The sequence below is a fragment of the Acinetobacter sp. KB005 genome, from assembly GCF_049949095.1.
GTDB lineage: Bacteria > Pseudomonadota > Gammaproteobacteria > Pseudomonadales > Moraxellaceae > Acinetobacter > Acinetobacter calcoaceticus.
In genome coordinates, this window is the sequence record NZ_CP188191.1 from 974,265 (window position 1) to 992,769 (window position 18,505).

Below are 18,505 nucleotides of genomic sequence, written 5' to 3' on the forward strand. Positions count from 1 at the left end.
TCCTATCCTAACGTTGTAAAACAAGCGTATAGCTATGCAGAGCATGGTAAGTCCGCTGAAGAAGAATTTGAGAGTAAACCCTTATGAATATTAAGAGTGATGAAACATCTCATCAGTTAAGTGAAGAGTTCTCTGCTCAATTACCGATTTGGAAACTGTTGGCTTTTACTGTTGCAGGTTTTCTAACCATTATGACAGAAACCATGCCAGCAGGGCTTTTGCCCCAAATCAGTCAAGGGCTAAATATTTCAGAGGCATACGCAGGGCAGCTTATTGCAGTGTATGCCTTGGGCTCAGTTTTAGCGGCAATACCTCTCATTAGTCTTACCCGTAGTTGGAATCGGAGACCCTTGTTACTCAGTGCTATTGCAGGTTTACTTTTATTTAATGCGATTACTGCCTTATCAAATGATTATATTTTGACTTTGATTGCTCGTTTCATTGCAGGTATGGCGGCGGGCGTTATATGGGGGCTTTTAGCGGGTTATGTAAGACGCATGGTCTCTGCATCTTATCAAGGTCGAGCTTTAGCAATTGCTGGGGTTGGGCAGCCAATTGCTTTGTCTATTGGTGTTCCTTTGGGTGCTTGGTTAGGAACGCTGTTTGAGTGGCGTGGCGTATTTTGGATAATGTCTTTACTGGCATTGATTTTATTTGTCTGGATTCGTTTTAGTATTCCTGATTTTGCGGGACAGTCAGCACAAAAAAGGTTGCCCATTTTAAAAGTTCTTTTAATGCCCGGCATTAGAGCTATTTTAGCAGTCGTATTCCTTTGGATATTAGCCCATAGCATTCTTTATACTTATATTTCGCCTTTCTTGGCTTCGACAGGGCAGGCATACAAAGTCGAGACGATACTTTTTGTATTTGGTATTTCTTCAATTGTGGGCATCTTGATTACAGGTGTATTTATCGATCGATCATTAAGAAAAATAACGCTTTTAAGCTTATTTGTATTTGCTATTGCAACAATACTGTTAGGTGCTTACAGCTCTTCGAGTTTTGTAGTTATAACTGGCGTAGTGTTATGGGGAGTAACTTTTGGTGGTGCTCCAACATTATTACAAACAGCCTTAGCAAATACTGCGGGTCATGAGGCAGATGTCGCACAGTCCATGTTGGTCACTATGTTTAACCTTGCTATCGCATTCGGTGGAATGGTTGGCGGTGGGCTACTTGAAAGCTTTGGTGCAGCTTCTTTTCCATGGATAATGCTGGTTTTTGCTCTCATCGCGTTATGCACCGTTTACAACGCTCGTAAGCATGGTTTTATTTCTTCATAAAAAGATTTTTGCCCTTCATGACTGAAGAAGTGAAGGGTGATTTAATTTTCATATTTTGATGCAATGCTATAAAAAATAGTTAATGAGTTGGTAAAATAAACCGTAAAATACAAATAAAGTGGAATTTAAATTTAAGTAATTATGATGAAATGGGAATAAATTCTTTTTAATTTACTTAATGGCGTAAAAATTTCCAAAAATAATGAAAATTAGCTGTTCTTAGAAAAACAATCCCGCAGGGTGCTGGCTAAACTATATCTCAAGGGTGTGATAGGGATCGAAAAGAGTAGCATGCACCAAAACGTATAACGTTAGTGTGTACTCACCCAAAAGGTCTCGATTCGGCTTAGGACGCTATAGATTAAAAGTTTATAGGCATAAGGTTCTAACTTACAAAGTTATAATTGTTGAAGTAAACCATAGATGTTTTCCCTTGACACCCTAAAAAATTCTTTATAATAAAAACGATACTTTACAAGAATATAATTTATGAATAAGCCTTATCTTTCTGCCTTGCCGCATGACAGCCAAATCTCATCTCAATTGAACAATGCTTACTTCCACGATTCGTGGAGTATTGTGCTTGGTCAACCAGACCTGAATGTATTTGGGCAGCTCATTAAACTGTTCCATCACACGCCTCAATGGATAGAATGGAGTATGAATTTACGTAATAAAATTACTTCAAAGATTGGGCTTAAAGATTTAGGAAGTTTTAAGCAAATTGATTCGAATAAAAAAGAAAATGAATATGTAGCTGGTGATCGGATTGGAATTTTTACCTTGTTACAGCGTACCGAAAATGAGTTAGTGGTTGGCGATGACGATAAACATTTAAATGTGACTTTATCTATTTATAAGAATGAAAAGACTCAAGTACTGACCATAACCACAGTAGTGCATATTAAAAATTTACTTGGGCGGCTGTACATGTTGCCTGTGATTCCTGCCCACCGAAAAATAGTACCAGCCACTTTACAGATATTGGGCTAGAGTACTATTTTTATTTACGATGTTATCTGTTGAAATCGTTTATATAATATACGCATTATAAATTGCGAGCTGAATAAAATGGACAATAAAAACCAGTGTCGCCAATGCGCCGTTTGTGGAAAGAGTTTTCCCTTAAAAGATCTGGTCTCTGGTGAAGTCATTCGAGATGTCATTGGTGAAGAAATCTTGAAAGATTATCCGGCTTGGTCTTTTTCAACCTTTATTTGTCGCGCTGATTTGGCGGACTACCGTATTAAGTATGTGCAATCACTATTACGTTCAGAAAAAGGTGAGTTAACAACTTTAGAAAATGAAGTGATTGGCAGTATGCAACGGCATGAGCTGATTAGTCGAAATACAGAGACAGAGTTCGATCAGAATTGGACTTTGGGTGAAAAACTAGCAGATAAAATAGCCTCTTTTGGCGGAAGTTGGGTCTTTTTAACTTGTTTTGGACTATTTTTAGTGGCTTGGATCATTTTAAATACTGTAGTGATGGTGGTGCATCCAGTTGATCCTTATCCATTTATTTTGCTTAATCTGGTGTTGTCATGTTTAGCTGCAATTCAGGCACCTGTCATTATGATGAGTCAAAATCGGCAAGAGGTAAAAGATCGGTTACGCGCTCAACATGATTATCAAATTAATTTAAAAGCTGAGCTGGAGATTCGCCATTTACATGAAAAAATGGATCATCTTTTATCGCATCAATGGGAAAGACTTGCGCATATTCAAGAAATTCAGCTCGATCTTTTATCTGAAATGAATAAAAACGGTAAAAACTGAATCTGAGTTTCACGTGGAACATGATGAGCTGTATAGAATATTTTGCGATAAATTTGAAATTTCTTTATGATCTGCCGCCATGCTCCCTTGCTGTTTCTACGACAATGCCTTTAAACGACCACTTTGTTTATGCTCCGCCACAAGATCCGCTTTCAATCCTATTTGAAGATGACGATTTGGTCGTGGTTGATAAGCCAGCGGGTCTATTGTCGGTTATGGGGAGGTTGCCTGAACATCATGATAGTGCCTATTTACGGGTGCTTGAAAAGTTCCCTTTAGCCAAAGTGACTCATCGTTTAGATATGGCGACTTCGGGTTTGCTTATGTTTGCTAAACACCGTGATGCAGAAGTCGCGGTAAGTAAAATGTTTCAGGCTAGAACGGTCAAAAAGCACTATATTGCCTTGGTACAAGGGCGAGTAAATCAAGAGGGGAGCGTCGAGGTTCCACTCATTACCGATTGGGAAAATCGCCCGAGACAAATCGTGCATTTTGAGTTGGGCAAACATGCCAAAACCTTATTTCAGCCTCTCATCTATGATGAAAAAACAGATCAAAGTCGAGTATTGCTTGAACCAGTAACAGGGCGTTCACATCAGCTACGTGTACACATGATGCATATTGGACATCCGATTATGGGTGATAAGTTATATCACCCTGAACCAAAGCAATTTCACTTAAACCGTATGGCGCTACATGCTGCATATCTGGCTTTTCAGCATCCATTAAATGGAACCGATGTGGTGATTGAATCGAAGGTGCCTTTTTAAAATTTATATAATTAAAAAAATTAATTTGATGCAATTGGGAACGGAATATATACCCAAACTGCAATAAAAGTCGGGTATTCTTAATGCCGAATAATATTAATACGGCAACAACAACAAGGGATCATATTATGACTCGTGATTACGAACAATTTCCAGATGACGATAACGGCAATGTACTTTGGCAAATGGCTGAAGACGGGGATGATTTAACCGATCTACATGAAATTGAATTTTCTATTGCTTTTCAAGATCAGAAAAATGCAGAGCAATGTGCACTCTATTTACTGTACCAAGAACAAAAGGTTTCACTCTTTCAAGATGATGCCGTTGAGCCAAATGAATGGATTATTACGATCTTCGTTAATATGGAACCCGACTATTCAGACATTGTTGACTTAGAACAATGGTTTGCCAGCATCGCTGAAAAATTTCAGGGTGAATATGATGGATGGGGCTGTATGGCTTATGTCTTCGAGGAAGGCGACGAAGAAGATGACCTGTTACAGTAAGGTCTAAAATAACGGGTAGGAGATAATCATGAACTTATCTCAAAAACAAATTGCCGTACGGTTCTTAGAGCTTGCCGCAGCTGGTGAAGTCGATGAAGCCTATAGCAATTACACCGCGCCTAACTTCAAGCATCACAACTCTTATTATGCGGGTGATGTAACTTCTTTGAAGGAGGGAATGCGTGAAAGTGCAATTGAAACTCCAAATAAATTCTTTGAAGTTCAACATGTCATTGAAGATGGTGATTTAGTTGCTGTGCATTCTAAAATTGAAATGCAAATGAACGGGTTAACAACCTTGGCAGTGGTTCACATTTGTCGTTTTGAAAATGGAAAAATTGCTGAGTTTTGGGACATTGGGCAAATACAGCCTGATCCACTCGTCAATGAAAACGGTATGTTTTAATGAAAAGCCCGAAAATGATTCGGGCTTTTTTATTTTATAGATGAATTAAAATTTCCACTGTGCCGAAATTGAAGCGTTCAGTGGTTCACCCGGTTGAACCCATAAATCGCTATAGCTTGAGACATAGTAAGTTTTATCAAATAGGTTATTTACATTCAGCTGATAACGCAGGCGGTCAGACGGGGCGTAGTAGCCATTTAAATTGACCAGTGTATAACTCGGTAAATTAAAGCCATTATCTAGGTTATGACCACTGCGCTCACCCACATAGGTGAGGTTGGCACCTATGCCTGCCTTTTTCGTGACTTCTTGCAGGAATTCATAATTGGTGCTCACTGAGCTTTGGTGTTTTGGCACATTGCTCAGACGTGCACCTTTTGCTAGGTCTTGGTCTTTTTCAATTTGAGCATCGGTATAACTATAGTTGGCATTGACGAGCCATCGGTCATTGATCTGGCTATTGAAGTCAAATTCAATCCCTTTACTGCTAACTTCACCTGCGGCTGTTTGGAATGCATTGTCGATTGGATCTGTGGTTAGTACATTCTGTTTTTTCATTTTAAACAGAGCAAGGCTGAGTACACTTTGGTCGTTTATTTTATATTTTGTGCCGACCTCATAGCTTTCGCCTTTTTCAGGAGCGAAGGTTTGTCCATTTCTGTTCATACCACTATTCATCGCAAATGAGCGACCATAGTTTGTATAAAAAGCCCATTGGTCAGAGGCTTTAAAATTTACTCCGAAACGCGGACTATTTTGATGAAGGGTCTGGTTACTTTCGGTCTGAGTCAGGTGATTTTTAAAGTCTTGTTCGACCTGATCAAAACGGTTGCCGAAAAGTACACTCCATTGATCATTAAAAAAGATTTGATCTTGTACATTAAGAGCAAAGTAACGTTGCTGTTCTTTGGTGTTGGTGAACGGTGCTAAATCTGGTAAATATTTCCCATATTCAGGTTGGTAAATATCAATTGTGTTTATTGTAGTGGGGGAATTTGAGTCATGGTTCCGACGCAGTTGATATTGTTGATAGTCGAGTTGACCAAGTTCAGTTGAAACTAAAATTTCATGTCGAGCCCAAGACGTATCAAACTTACCAAGTAATTCTGTCTGAGCGAGCACATCTTCACTTTGATAATCACGATAGCGGCGTTGGCGTTCTAAAGTACGACTATCGGCTTGTATGCGTCGTGGTTCGGTCGAAAAGCCGACCATTTGAGCATCTTTATAACTGACCGCACTATTAATTTTCCAGTCAGAGTTAAATTCATGGCTAAGACGTAGCTGGTAAAAGTAATCTTTTACTTTCATATCGCCGTCATCAGGCTCGCCTGTAAAGGTTTTCGGGTCCATCACAAACTGGTGATTAACGGTGCTTACCCCACGGTCAAAGGTTCCTTTGTGCTGAGTAAATTCACTATCAAAGTCGAGTTGCGTTTGGTCTGAAATTTTCCATGTGAGCTGCGGCGAAAAGAACCAGCGTTCACTGCTGACATGATCACGGAAGCTTTGATTATCTTCATGGGCAACAGCTAAACGATAGGCCAGTTCATCGTTAATCGGGGCGGTATGCTCTAGACTCATTCGATATTGTTCTTGGCTATTGGCGCGTAAGTTAATTTCACTTTCACGTTCCCACTGTGGCTTTTTGCTATTTAGATTGAGCAAACCACCTGTTTCTCCACGTCCGTAGAGGGCAGCCATTGGTCCTTTTAAAAATTCTAAAGAGTCAATGTTTACGATGTCTTTGGGAGCACTAACACCTCGGTTTACACTCAAACCATTACGGATCATGGCAGCCCCTAAATTTGGATCACCACTAAAACCACGGAAAGAGTAATTATCCCAAAAACCACCACCATAATTATTCTGATGAAAAACCCCACTGACTAAGGTTAATGCATCATCAATGCGCTGAACGTCTTGTTGTTCCATCACCTGCTTAGAAACAAAAGCACGATTAAAAGGCACATCCAAAACATCATGAGAAAATTTAGTCGCTGAATTATTTTGACTTACATCTTCTTGGGTAGTTTCAGCCTGAACGCGTATGGTTGCCAGTACCGTTGACGTTTCTTCTCCCCAACTAAGTGTCGAGATAAACGATAGACCTAAGGAAGACAACAAACCTAATTTGTGTTGCATAAATGAGCAGCCATGAAAGACAAAAGGGATTAAATGTAATAGTATAACGTTACATTATTTTATTGATTATCGCTATGTCTTTAGAAAAAAATATTGAGCGTTTACAGTCGATTGATGCCTTACGTGGTTTGGTCATCTTGATTATGTTGCTCGACCATGTAAGAGAAACTTTCTATTTGCATAAGCAGGTCATAGATCCAATGGATGTAACAATGACTGAACCTGCATTATTTGGTAGTCGGTTATTGGCACATATTTGTGCTCCGGTTTTTGTTCTTTTAACAGGTATTTCGGCTTTTTTATTTCATTCAAAAAAACAAGATTTACAGCAAACCCGTGCGTTTTTATTGAAGCGTGGTTTATTTTTAATTGTGTTAGAGCTGACATTGGTGAACTTTGCTTGGACAGCAACTTTTCCACCAGAAGTCATTTATTTACAGGTGATATGGGCGATTGGTATTAGCATGGTGGTGTTGGCAGGCTGTGTGAGTTTGCCTTTACCTGTTCTTACTGGCGCAGCTTTGGTTATTATTTTGGGGCATAACTTATTAGATTCTGTGCATTTTACAAATGGTTTTTTACAGAATATATGGTTCGTTTTACATGAGCGTGGTTGGATTGAGTTTGCAGGTATAAAGCTCAGAACAAGCTATCCTGTTTTACCTTGGATTGGTGTTATTTTGCTGGGTTATGTTCTAGGCCAAGTTTTTAGTTCAAAATATACTGCAAAGCAAAGAAGCCACTATTTATTGAGTATCGGTCTGGTAAGTATTGGGTTATTCGTTTTATTGCGTTTTATCAATATCTATGGCGACCAGCCGTGGCAGCATTTTGAGTCATTACAACTCACTTTAATGAGCTTTTTTAACCTCACCAAGTATCCACCATCTTTACTGTTTATTTTGCTGAATGTTGGAATCGGTTTAATTGTGCTGGTTGCTTTTGAACGTATGCAGCAATATTCATTTTTAAAACCATTAGTGGTGTTTGGTTCGGTGCCTATGTTCTTTTATTTACTGCATTTATATGTGTTGAAACTGATGTATGTGTTTGCAGTGAATATGTGGGGAGCCAACCATGGCAACTATTTATCGGTTAATCATGTGTGGATGCTGTGGTTAATCACGATTGTGTTGTCTTTTGCGCTTTATCCTGCTGTTAAATGGTTCTCAAAATTCAAACATCAAAATAAACATATTTCGATTTTAAAATATTTCTAATGTTCAAAATGTGGGTAAAGCGAGTTCAATAGTGGCCTCGCTTTACTTGCTCACATCTAGATATAGAGTTTCTTTAACTTCTTCCATGACTACATAACTATGTGAAGATGCCGAAGCGGGGAGTTTCTTTAACAGATCACCCAATAAGCGGCGGTAGGCACTCATTTCTTTTAAGCGAGCTTTTACAAGATAGTCAAACTCACCTGAAATGAGGTGACATTCGAGTACTTCCGGAATCTCGACTAAGTCTCTGGCAACCTGATCAAATACATCGCCAGATTTGGCAGATAACTTAATTTCTAAAAAAACAAGCAGATTGCGGTCAACGTAGGCTGGGTTTAGTCGTGCGAAATAACCCATGATGATGCCATCGCGTTCAAGTCGCTTGACACGCTCTGAACAGGGGGTGGTCGACAGGTTGACTCTCGATGCCAATTCACTGATCGCAATTCGTCCTTCACGCTGCAAAATATCCAGAATCATGCGATCTATACGATCTAGGGGGCGCATAGATATTTCCTCTTTTTTTAAAATTCTTGTGATAAAAACATAAATTTACCTAGATTATAGTCAGAAAAACAGTGAAATAAACTATTGAGGCGGAAATATACTAGTTAAATAAACTGGTGTGCGTGAGGGAATGGAAATGCGCGTAATTGTATTAGGCAGCGGCGTTATCGGAGTGGCAAGTGCCTATTATCTAGCTCAACAAGGAGCTGAGGTCACTGTTCTTGATCGTCAGTCAGGTCCTGCTGAAGAAACAAGTTTTGGTAACGCAGGGCAAATTTCGCCTGGGTATTCGACCCCTTGGGCAGCACCAGGAATTCCTTTTAAAGCTGTGAAGTGGATGTTCCAACACCACGCACCGCTTGCAATTAATTTAGATGGCAGCATGTGGCAGTTACAGTGGATGGCGCAAATGCTAAAAAACTGTAATCCACAAAGTTATGCCGTGAACAAAGAACGTATGATGCGTGTGGCTGAATACAGCCGTGACTGCTTACGTGAATTAAGAAAAGATACAGGTATTAATTACGAAAACCGTGCGAAAGGCACTTTGCAGTTATTCCGTAAAGAAGCGCAAATGGAAGCGGTTCAACGCGACATTAGCGTGCTACAAGAGTGTGGCGTAAGTTACGAATTATTAAATGGCAATGAGCTTGGTCGTGTAGAGCCAGCTTTAGCAAACACCCAAGATAAACTGGTTGGCGGTTTGCATTTACCAAATGACGAGACAGGCGACTGTTATTTATTTACCAATGCTTTAGCTCAAATTGCTAAAGAGCTTGGGGTTAACTTCCAGTTCAACCAGAACGTAGAAAAATTGATTGTTGAAGGCGATGAAATTAAGGGCGTTCAGGTCAATGGCAAAGTCTTAACCGCAGATCGTTATGTTTTAGCATTTGGTAGTTATTCACGTGATTTCTTGAAACCACTCGATCTACAGTTGCCTGTATATCCTGTAAAAGGTTACTCGTTGACGATTCCAATTGTCGATCCAGCTTTTGCTCCGCAATCTACAGTGCTTGATGAGACCTATAAAATTGCGATTACCCGTTTTGACCAACGTATTCGTGTAGGTGGAATGGCAGAGTTAAGTGGTTTCAATTTAGGTCTGAACGAAGACCGCCGTGCAACCTTGCAAATGGTGACTCAGGACTTGTTCCCGGGCGGTGATATGGCACAGGCATCTTTCTGGACGGGTTTACGTCCGATGACACCTGACAGTACCCCAATTATTGGTGCGACTCGCTTTAAAAATCTGTTCTTGAATACAGGTCACGGCACTTTAGGTTGGACTATGGCGTGTGGTTCAGGGAAATTAATCAGTGACATCGTCTTGAATCATAAGACTGAAATCAGTACAGATGGTCTTTCAATTCAGCGCTATTCTCATGCGCATGCTGCATAACGGACGTTAGGAAATAAATCATGCCTCGTCCTATTACCGCAGTTATCCACCGTCAAGCCTTGCAAAATAACTTGGCGGTGGTACGCAAGGCTATGCCAAACAGTAAGATCTTTGCCGTTGTAAAAGCCAATGCTTATGGACATGGAGTTGAACGTGTTTATGAAGCATTTAAAGCAGCAGATGGCTTTGCCTTACTTGATCTTGATGAAGCAAAACGAATTCGTGCTCTGGGTTGGACAGGTCCAATTTTGTTGCTCGAAGGGATTTTTTCTCCTCAAGATTTATTTGATTGTGTGCAGTACCAACTCAGTTTCACTATTCATAGTGAAGAGCAAATTGAGTGGGTTCAACAGCATCCCTATCCAGCTCAATTTGATGTTTGCCTAAAAATGAACAGTGGCATGAACCGCCTTGGTTTTAAACCACAGCACTATGTTCAGGCATGGGAACGTTTAAATAACTTGTCCAACGTAAACAAGATTACGCACATGATGCATTTTTCAGATGCAGATGGCGATCGTTTCGGCCAGCAAGGTATTGATTATCAAATCACTGCATTTGAAGAAATTATTAAAGATTTACCGGGTGAAAGGTCGGTAAGTAATAGCGCGGCAATTTTGCGCTATCAAGACCAGCTCAAATCAGATTATGCCCGTAGCGGCATCATGCTCTATGGCAGCTCGCCAGACTATCCAACGCATAGTATTGCCGATTGGGGGTTACAACCCACCATGAGTTTACGCAGTGAAATTATTTCCATTCAGCATTTAGATGCGAATGAAAGCGTAGGTTATGGCTCAAACTTTGTCGCAGAGCAAGCAATGACGATTGGGATTGTCGCTTGTGGCTATGCCGATGGTTATCAGCGAATTTCACCGACAGGTACTCCAGTTTTAGTGGACTCTGTACGCACTCGTACAATCGGCCGCGTCAGCATGGATATGTTGGCAGTCGATTTAACGGGTATTGAAAATGCCAAAGTTGGCAGTGAAGTGGTGCTCTGGGGGCAATCAAGTACAGGCGTTATTTTGCCTATTGATGATATCGCAGTTTCATCCGGTACGGTGGGGTATGAACTGATGTGTGCCGTCACCGCCCGTGTTCAATTTATTAATCAGGTATAAGGAAATCCGAATGTCTAATTCAGATATACAAAAGATTAACACTAACGAAGTCATGAGTGCCGTGACTGTTTTTAACAAAGTGGTTTATTTGTCAGGTCAGGTACCTAAAAATACCGAGCAAGACGTGGCAGGCCAAACTCGTGAAATTCTTGCAACAATTGATGAACTTTTGGCGCTTGCCGATACTGATAAATCTCGCTTGCTTTCTGTGCAGCTCTATTTAAAAAATCTTTCTGACTTTTCAACTGTAAATGCCATTTGGGTTGATTGGTTAAAAGGGTGTGTTGCTCCATCGCGTGCCACAATTCAGGCCGATCTGGTTAATCCAGACTGGCTCATTGAAATTGCCGTGACGGCAGCACAAAAGTAATTCGTTTTTACTCCAAAAATGATGATGTATCTAACAGAAGGAAGATAGATACGGTTTAACCAGTCATTTTTTGGTGAACAGATTCAGTGACCTATGGCATACGGTTCAATTTTCATCATAGGTTGCTGATCTTAACAAAGGAATTCAAAAAGGAATTTTAATATGACAACGGCTCGTCATTCAGATACAGAAAATTCTCCTGATCATCTGCAACGAAAACTGTCTAACCGTCATTTACAACTGATTGCAATTGGCGGTGCGATTGGAACCGGCCTATTTATGGGCTCGGGTAAAACCATCTCCCTCGCAGGTCCTTCAATCCTTTTGATCTATATGATCATTGGAGGAATGTTCTTTTTCTTAATGCGTGCAATGGGCGAGTTGCTCCTTGCAAATCTGCATTACAAATCTTTTGTGGATATGGCTCATGACCTGATTGGTCCTTGGGCTGGTTATTATTTGGGCTGGACCTATTGGTTAGGTTGGGTGCTGGTGGGTATTGCGGACCTTTCAGCGGTCATCAACTATTTAGGTTTCTGGCTGCCCGATGGTGCGAGCTTCTCTCCAACTCAACAAGCCATGATTAGCGCAGGCTGTGTGTTGTTTGTGATGGGTCTTAACCTTCTGACAGTACGTTTGTTTGGTGAAATCGAATTCTGGTTTGCACTCATTAAGATCTTGGCGATTATTGGCCTGATCGGAGTGGGTGGTTACATGATTTTCAGCCATTTCCAAGCTCCTCAAGGTGCTGTAGCAAGCATGAGTAATGTTTGGTCGCATGGTGGTTTATTCCCGAAAGGTACTGAAGGCTTCTTGGCTGGTTTCCAGATTGCCGTGTTTGCTTTTGTCGGTGTTGAACTTGTAGGTACAACGGCTGCTGAAACGAAAGATCCAGAGAAAAATTTACCAAAAGCAATTAACGCGATTCCGATACGTATTATTTTGTTCTATGTATTGGCACTATTTATTGTGATGTCAGTAACACCATGGGATCACATTCGCGCAGATAAAAGCCCGTTTGTTGAGTTATTCTTAAATGCGGGTATTCCGGTTTCTGCGATCATTATGAACTTGGTGGTGCTGTCTTCGGTGATGTCTTCAATGAACAGCGGTGTGTTTTCAACCAGTCGTATGCTATTTGGTTTATCAAAAGATGGTCAGGCACCGGGTGCATTTGGCCGTTTATCAAAACGTGCAGTACCTTCAAATGGTTTGATTTTCTCATGTATTTTCATTATGGGCGGAGCTGTACTTCAGTACTTTGTTCCAAACACAATGGAAGCATTTACTTTGGCAAGTTCACTCTGTGTGATTCTATTCATTAGTGTATGGAGTCTCATCATGGTGTGCTATTTACGCTATCGTAAATTACGTCCTGAATTACATGAAAAATCAACTTTTAAAATGCCGGGCGGTGTTTGGATGAGCTATATAGTTCTGGCATTTATGCTTTTCACTTTGGTGATCTTGGCATTAGAACCAGATACTTTAAAAGCACTATATGTCAGTCCAGTATGGTTGGTTATTTTAGGCGTCACTTATCATGTGCTCTATAAACCACGCATGAAAAAACTAGGACGTGAGCTCGTCAACGATCATTAAGTTTTAATAAAAAGCCAATCAATCATGATTGGCTTTTTTTATTTTCTTTCGATTTTTTATCGGAATAATATTGTTTATTTTTGAGTCAATGGTGCGATTTTGAGGGTATTGGAAAAGTACATATAGCATTATCGCGTGCTACACTTCGGCTAATCTGGAGAATCCAGATATGTTAATTAAAATTGCCGTGAAGGCATTACATAAATAATGTGACTTAAAAAAACAGGACAAACGATTTATCAATTAAGGAAAAATATACTTGAACATCTTGTCCTGAGGTATAGACTCAGCAACCCACGATATACGGTTCGTTTTTCTCCCTATAGGTTGCTGATTTTAAGTTAAGCAAAATATAAAAAGGACTTCTAATATGACAATGGTTCATCATCCAGATGAGGCAGGCTCCCCTGATCATTTACAACGGAAATTAAATAATCGCCATCTACAAATGATTGCAATTGGCGGTGCAATTGGAACCGGCTTATTTATGGGCTCGGGCAAAACCATATCCCTCGCTGGTCCTTCAATTCTTGTGATTTACATGTTAATTGGTGGCATGTTCTTTTTTCTGATGCGTGCATTGGGTGAACTACTGCTTGCCAACTTACATTACAAATCATTTGTCGATATGGCTTATGACTTGATCGGACCATGGGCTGGCTATTATATAGGCTGGACTTATTGGTTAGGCTGGGTACTGGTCGGTATTGCTGATTTGTCTGCGGTCATTAACTATTTAAGTTTCTGGCTGCCCGAAGGCGCCAGTTTCTCACCAATGCAACAGGCCATGATTAGTGCAGGCTGTGTACTATTCATTTTAGGGCTTAACCTTCTTACGGTGAAGTTGTTTGGTGAAGTTGAATTCTGGTTCGCACTCATTAAGATTTTGGCCATTATTGGCCTGGTTGGTGTCGGTGGTTACATGATCCTCACTCATTTTCAAGCTCCACATGGCGAGGTTGTGAGTGTAAGTAATGTATGGTCGCATGGCGGCATATTTCCAAAAGGCGTAAGCGGATTTTTGGCAGGTTTCCAGATTGCCGTGTTTGCCTTTATTGGCGTTGAACTGATTGGTACAACAGCGGCTGAAACGAAAGATCCAGAGAAAAATCTACCGAAAGCGATTAACGCGATTCCAATTCGTATTATTTTATTCTATGTGTTAGCACTCTTTGTAGTGATGTCAGTGACACCATGGGATCACATTCGCGCAGATAAAAGCCCGTTTGTTGAGTTGTTTTTAAATGCAGGTATTCCAGTTTCTGCCATCATTATGAATTTGGTGGTGCTGTCTTCGGTGATGTCCTCTATGAACAGCGGTGTGTTTTCAACCAGTCGTATGCTGTTCGGTTTATCGAAAGATGGTCAGGCGCCAAGTGCATTGGGGCGTTTATCAAAACGTGCCGTACCTTCAAATGGTTTAATCTTCTCATGTATTTTCATTATGGGTGGGGCAGTGTTGCAGTACTTTGTCCCAAACACGATGGAAGCATTTACTTTGGCAAGTTCACTCTGTGTGATTCTCTTTATTAGCGTATGGCTTCTGATCATGGCGTGCTATTTACGTTACCGTAAGTTGAGTCCAGAGTTACATGCTAAATCGACCTTTAAAATGCCGGGTGGGGTGTTGATGGCGTATGTTGTCATTGCATTTTTCTTGTTCACTTTAGTGATTTTGGCATTAGAGCCAGATACATTAAAAGCGGTATATGTTAGTCCATTATGGCTAGTTGTTTTAGGCGTTAGCTATCATGTGTTTTATAAACCGCGCATGAAAAAACTAGGCCAAGAAACTTTTGATTAATGATTCATAATTTCAAAAAAGCCAATCAATCATGATTGGCTTTTTTATTTAGACTATTTAATCAACCAATAAATGTTGATATTTATCGGCTTGCTTACGTAGATAATCCCAAACCAACTTAATGCGCGGTTCATGTTGTAAATCAACAAAGGTCAGCATCCAGAACGTATGGGTAAAGCGAACTTGCTGCTCTAACACTTCTTCAAGTTCCGGTTTATCATCGGCCAAAAATTTGGGCAAAATCGCAAGTCCTGCACCAGCACTCACCGCAATTTGTTGAGCCAAAATACTGCTGCTACGGAAGTTCGCGTTAAGCTTTAAGGGCAATCGTTCTAAACAATACAGCTCAGGGCTATAGACCAGATCATCAATATAATTCACAAAGCGGTGTTGGGTTAAATCTTCTAAACCACGAATGGGTGGGTTCTGAGCCAGATAGTTTTGGCTACCATAAATTTTTAAACAATAGTCAGACAAGCGCGTAATGATATATGGCCCAGAAGTTGGGCGGTCAATTGACACCACAATGTCGGCCTCACGGTGTGAGAGCTTAATCATTTTTGGCACTGGAATCAGATCGATGGTGAGCAATGGATATTGAATAGAGAACTCAGCCAGTAAACGGGCTAAAAATGCAGTTCCAAAACCTTCAGGTGTGCCAATTCGCACACGACCTTGCAAGGGTTGATGTGGTTTTTCAATTTGTAAGAAAGCTTGTTCCATTTGCTCAACTCGAGGAACAAGTGCCATTCCTTCGAGTGTCAACTCATAACCAGTCGCTTCACGCTTAAATAGCGTTGTACCCAAAGCAAGTTCTAGTGCCTGAATCCGTCTAGCTACTGTACTGTGCTCGACACCAATAATCCGCGCAGCGTTGGTCAGCGTTTTAGTACGAGCTAAAACCAGAAAAAAATGTAGATGATCCCAATCCACTTTCATTTTTGTTGTAATCCTTGTGCATATTTGCACAACAATCGTGCATGAATTTGCGTTGGTGGTCAAAGTTTTCTTTGCTAGTCTCAATTGAAACTGGAATAAAGAAAATACGATCAAAAAGTATTTTCCAATAATTGAACACAATAAAAATATGGCCTACGGAGAGGTTATGAACACAATCCAAAAAATCGAATTGGAAACCGCTAAATTACTCATTAACGGAAATTTTATCGAATCTGAAACACAGGAATGGCAAGACATTGTTAACCCTGCGACTCAGGAAGTAATTGGTCGTGTACCATTTGCAACGGTTAAAGAAGTTGACGCTGCTATTCAAGCTGCACAAGATGCTTTTGCTTCTTGGCGTCAAACCCCAATTCAAGCACGTATGCGCATCATGCTTAAACTGCAAGATTTGATTCGTGCCAACATGAAGGAAATTGCGCAAGTACTGACGGCTGAACAAGGCAAAACCTTGGCAGATGCTGAAGGCGATATTCAACGTGGTTTAGAAGTGGTTGAGCATGCTTGTTCAATCGGTACTCTACAAATGGGTGAATATGTTGAAGGTGTAGCACGTGGTGTAGACACGTATACCTTGCAGCAACCTTTGGGTGTGTGTGCCGGCATTACGCCGTTTAACTTTCCAGCGATGATTCCACTGTGGATGTTCCCAATGGCGATCGTTTGCGGCAACACCTTCGTTTTAAAACCATCAGAACAAGACCCGTTATCGACCATGATGCTCGTTGAACTTGCGATTCAAGCAGGTATTCCGGCAGGTGTACTGAATGTTGTGCATGGCGGTAAAGAAGTGGTTGACCGTTTATGTACACATAAAGATATTAAAGCCATTTCATTTGTAGGTTCAACTGCAGTTGGAACGCATGTTTATAACCTTGCAGGGCAACATGGCAAACGTGTGCAGTCGATGATGGGTGCAAAAAACCATGTTGCCGTTATGCCAGATGCCAATAAAGAGCAAACCTTAAATGCCTTGGTGGGCGCAGCATTTGGTGCAGCAGGGCAACGCTGTATGGCATTGTCGGTTGCAGTGATGGTGGGTGAAAGCAAACAGTGGATTCAAGAATTAGTCGAAAAAGCGAAAACCTTAAAAGTGAATGCAGGCCATGAGCCAAATACCGATATTGGCCCTGTCATTTCAAAACGTGCCAAAGCGCGTGTGCTTGATTTAATTAATAGCGGTGTTGAGCAAGGTGCAGAGTTGCTGCTCGATGGTCGCGATGTTCAAGTTCAAGGCTATGAATCGGGCAACTTTGTAGGTGCAACGATTTTTAGCGGCGTAAATACCGACATGCGTATTTATAAAGAAGAAGTCTTTGGCCCTGTACTTTCCATTATTTGTGTAGACACCCTTGAGGAAGCGATTGCTTTAATCAATGCCAACCCATTCGGTAACGGTGTGGGCTTATTTACGCAAAGCGGTGCGATTGCGCGTACTTTCCAAAACTTAATTGATGTGGGTCAAGTTGGTATCAATATTCCAATTCCTGTACCAGTGCCTTTCTTTAGTTTTACTGGTTCAAGAGGCTCAAAACTTGGTGATTTGGGACCATACGGCAAACAGGCTGTACAGTTCTACACCCAGACTAAAACCATTACCAGTCGCTGGTTTGAAGATAGCCATGAAGTTGGCGGTGTAAATACAACCATTAGTTTACGTTAAGGGGATCACGGATGAATATCGCCTTTATCGGTCTAGGGAATATGGGCGGCAGAATGGCCCATAACCTACTTAAAGCCGGAATCAAAGTTTATGGTTATGACCTCAGTGAAGTTGCTATTCAGCACTTCGCCGAGGCAGGTGGCGTAGTATGCGAGAGCCCACAGGCAGCAGCAAAACAAGCTGATGTGGTCATTAGCATGCTACCTGCGGCCAAGCATGTTAAAGAAGTTTACTTAGGTGAAAATGGTGTATTGGAAGTGCTAAAAGCAGGTAGTTTATGCATTGATAGCAGTACCATTGATCCACAAACCATTAAAGACATTGCCACTGTTGCACATAGCAAAAATATTAAAATCTGTGATGCACCAGTTTCTGGTGGAACCATTGGTGCCCAAGCAGGAACTCTAACCTTCATGGTGGGTGCCGATGAGCAAACCTTTAATGAAGTGAAACCTGTACTCAGCCACATGGGCAAAAATATTGTTCATTGTGGTGATGTCGGTGCAGGTCAAATTGCTAAAATCTGCAACAACCTGATTTTAGGTATTTCAATGGCTGCTGTTGCCGAAGGTATGGCACTCGGTGTAAAGCTGGGCATCGACCCACAAGCATTGGCAGGCGTCATTAACACCTCAAGTGGTCGTTGCTGGAGCTCGGATGTGTGTAACCCATGGCCGCATATTAATGAAAATGCGCCAGCATCTCGAGGCTATCAAGACGGCTTTGCAACTCAGCTGATGTTGAAAGATTTAGGTCTCGCTGTCGAAGCCGCAGGTCAAGTTAAACAGCCAATTTTATTAGGTGGCATGGTACAGCAGCTTTATCAGCAAATGTGCATGCGTGGTAATGCCAATCTCGATTTTTCGAGCATTATTCAGCAATACCTGCCTCAAGAGGCATAACGGTAAAGCCAAAGGATGGCTTTAACTCAATTAAACCCTGTCGTGAATAACAACAA

At 41.0% G+C, this 18,505-nt stretch carries 17 protein-coding genes; 14 read left to right on the plus strand and 3 right to left on the minus strand.

The genetic code is table 11. The annotated features are described in order from the left end of the window. The first annotated feature begins 83 nt into the window (after window positions 1-83). The 6 genes from ACPF64_RS04790 (at window position 84) to ACPF64_RS04815 (ending at window position 4,747) form a co-directional block, all read left to right on the plus strand. Window positions 84-1,283 carry an MFS transporter gene (locus tag ACPF64_RS04790; protein WP_426455715.1) on the plus strand — a complete coding sequence of 400 codons (1,200 nt, stop codon included), beginning with the start codon at window positions 84-86 and terminating at the stop codon, window positions 1,281-1,283. Between the two features lie 489 nt (window positions 1,284-1,772). Then, window positions 1,773-2,276 carry a DUF2867 domain-containing protein gene (locus tag ACPF64_RS04795; RefSeq protein ID WP_426455716.1) on the plus strand — a complete coding sequence of 168 codons (504 nt, stop codon included), beginning with the start codon at window positions 1,773-1,775 and terminating at the stop codon, window positions 2,274-2,276. A 78-nt stretch (window positions 2,277-2,354) separates the two neighbouring features. Beyond that, a complete protein-coding gene (locus ACPF64_RS04800; RefSeq protein WP_426455717.1) occupies window positions 2,355-3,062 on the plus strand; it encodes a DUF1003 domain-containing protein in 708 nt (235 codons plus the stop codon). Between the two features lie 104 nt (window positions 3,063-3,166). After that, window positions 3,167-3,832: an RluA family pseudouridine synthase gene (locus ACPF64_RS04805; protein WP_035364002.1), complete on the plus strand. Its 666-nt coding sequence runs from the start codon at window positions 3,167-3,169 to the stop codon at window positions 3,830-3,832. A gap of 128 nt (window positions 3,833-3,960) precedes the next feature. Next, complete coding sequence (locus tag ACPF64_RS04810; RefSeq protein WP_016139626.1) at window positions 3,961-4,341, plus strand: ribonuclease E inhibitor RraB; 381 nt, start codon at window positions 3,961-3,963, stop codon at window positions 4,339-4,341. A gap of 28 nt (window positions 4,342-4,369) precedes the next feature. Then, window positions 4,370-4,747, plus strand: a complete 378-nt coding sequence (locus tag ACPF64_RS04815; RefSeq protein WP_426455718.1) for a nuclear transport factor 2 family protein — start codon at window positions 4,370-4,372, stop codon at window positions 4,745-4,747. Between the two features lie 45 nt (window positions 4,748-4,792). Here the strand turns inward: ACPF64_RS04815 and ACPF64_RS04820 are convergent, their stop codons facing one another. Then, the gene (locus ACPF64_RS04820) at window positions 4,793-6,892 is read right to left on the minus strand and encodes a TonB-dependent siderophore receptor (RefSeq protein WP_426455719.1); all 2,100 of its coding nucleotides are present in this window, start codon (window positions 6,890-6,892) and stop codon (window positions 4,793-4,795) included. 74 nt (window positions 6,893-6,966) lie between these two features. Here ACPF64_RS04820 and ACPF64_RS04825 point away from each other — a divergent pair, with 74 nt between their 5' ends. Then, window positions 6,967-8,112 carry a DUF1624 domain-containing protein gene (locus ACPF64_RS04825; RefSeq protein ID WP_426455720.1) on the plus strand — a complete coding sequence of 382 codons (1,146 nt, stop codon included), beginning with the start codon at window positions 6,967-6,969 and terminating at the stop codon, window positions 8,110-8,112. Between the two features lie 42 nt (window positions 8,113-8,154). Here ACPF64_RS04825 and ACPF64_RS04830 read toward each other — a convergent pair whose 3' ends face one another. Beyond that, on the minus strand, window positions 8,155-8,622 hold the full coding sequence (locus ACPF64_RS04830) for an Lrp/AsnC ligand binding domain-containing protein (protein WP_003655656.1): 468 nt from the start codon (window positions 8,620-8,622) through the stop codon (window positions 8,155-8,157). A 136-nt stretch (window positions 8,623-8,758) separates the two neighbouring features. Here ACPF64_RS04830 and ACPF64_RS04835 point away from each other — a divergent pair, with 136 nt between their 5' ends. From ACPF64_RS04835 to ACPF64_RS04855, 5 genes are all read left to right on the plus strand, one after another. Then, a complete protein-coding gene (locus tag ACPF64_RS04835) occupies window positions 8,759-10,024 on the plus strand; it encodes a D-amino acid dehydrogenase (RefSeq protein ID WP_056484021.1) in 1,266 nt (421 codons plus the stop codon). 20 nt (window positions 10,025-10,044) lie between these two features. Further along, complete coding sequence (alr, locus tag ACPF64_RS04840; protein WP_426455721.1) at window positions 10,045-11,148, plus strand: alanine racemase; 1,104 nt, start codon at window positions 10,045-10,047, stop codon at window positions 11,146-11,148. 10 nt (window positions 11,149-11,158) lie between these two features. Continuing rightward, on the plus strand, window positions 11,159-11,518 hold the full coding sequence (locus tag ACPF64_RS04845) for a RidA family protein (protein WP_426455722.1): 360 nt from the start codon (window positions 11,159-11,161) through the stop codon (window positions 11,516-11,518). A 162-nt stretch (window positions 11,519-11,680) separates the two neighbouring features. Beyond that, window positions 11,681-13,120, plus strand: a complete 1,440-nt coding sequence (locus tag ACPF64_RS04850; RefSeq protein ID WP_005049120.1) for an amino acid permease — start codon at window positions 11,681-11,683, stop codon at window positions 13,118-13,120. 376 nt (window positions 13,121-13,496) lie between these two features. Then, window positions 13,497-14,924: an amino acid permease gene (locus tag ACPF64_RS04855; RefSeq protein WP_081407769.1), complete on the plus strand. Its 1,428-nt coding sequence runs from the start codon at window positions 13,497-13,499 to the stop codon at window positions 14,922-14,924. 57 nt (window positions 14,925-14,981) lie between these two features. On the opposite strand, the gene ACPF64_RS04860 is transcribed toward ACPF64_RS04855, so the two are convergent. Further along, window positions 14,982-15,863, minus strand: coding sequence for a LysR family transcriptional regulator (locus ACPF64_RS04860; protein ID WP_016142532.1), 882 nt, complete (start codon window positions 15,861-15,863; stop codon window positions 14,982-14,984). A 166-nt stretch (window positions 15,864-16,029) separates the two neighbouring features. Here ACPF64_RS04860 and ACPF64_RS04865 point away from each other — a divergent pair, with 166 nt between their 5' ends. Beyond that, window positions 16,030-17,547: a CoA-acylating methylmalonate-semialdehyde dehydrogenase gene (locus ACPF64_RS04865; RefSeq protein WP_151767853.1), complete on the plus strand. Its 1,518-nt coding sequence runs from the start codon at window positions 16,030-16,032 to the stop codon at window positions 17,545-17,547. A gap of 11 nt (window positions 17,548-17,558) precedes the next feature. Beyond that, window positions 17,559-18,449 carry a 3-hydroxyisobutyrate dehydrogenase gene (gene mmsB / locus ACPF64_RS04870; protein ID WP_426455723.1) on the plus strand — a complete coding sequence of 297 codons (891 nt, stop codon included), beginning with the start codon at window positions 17,559-17,561 and terminating at the stop codon, window positions 18,447-18,449. Window positions 18,450-18,505 lie beyond the last annotated feature (56 nt).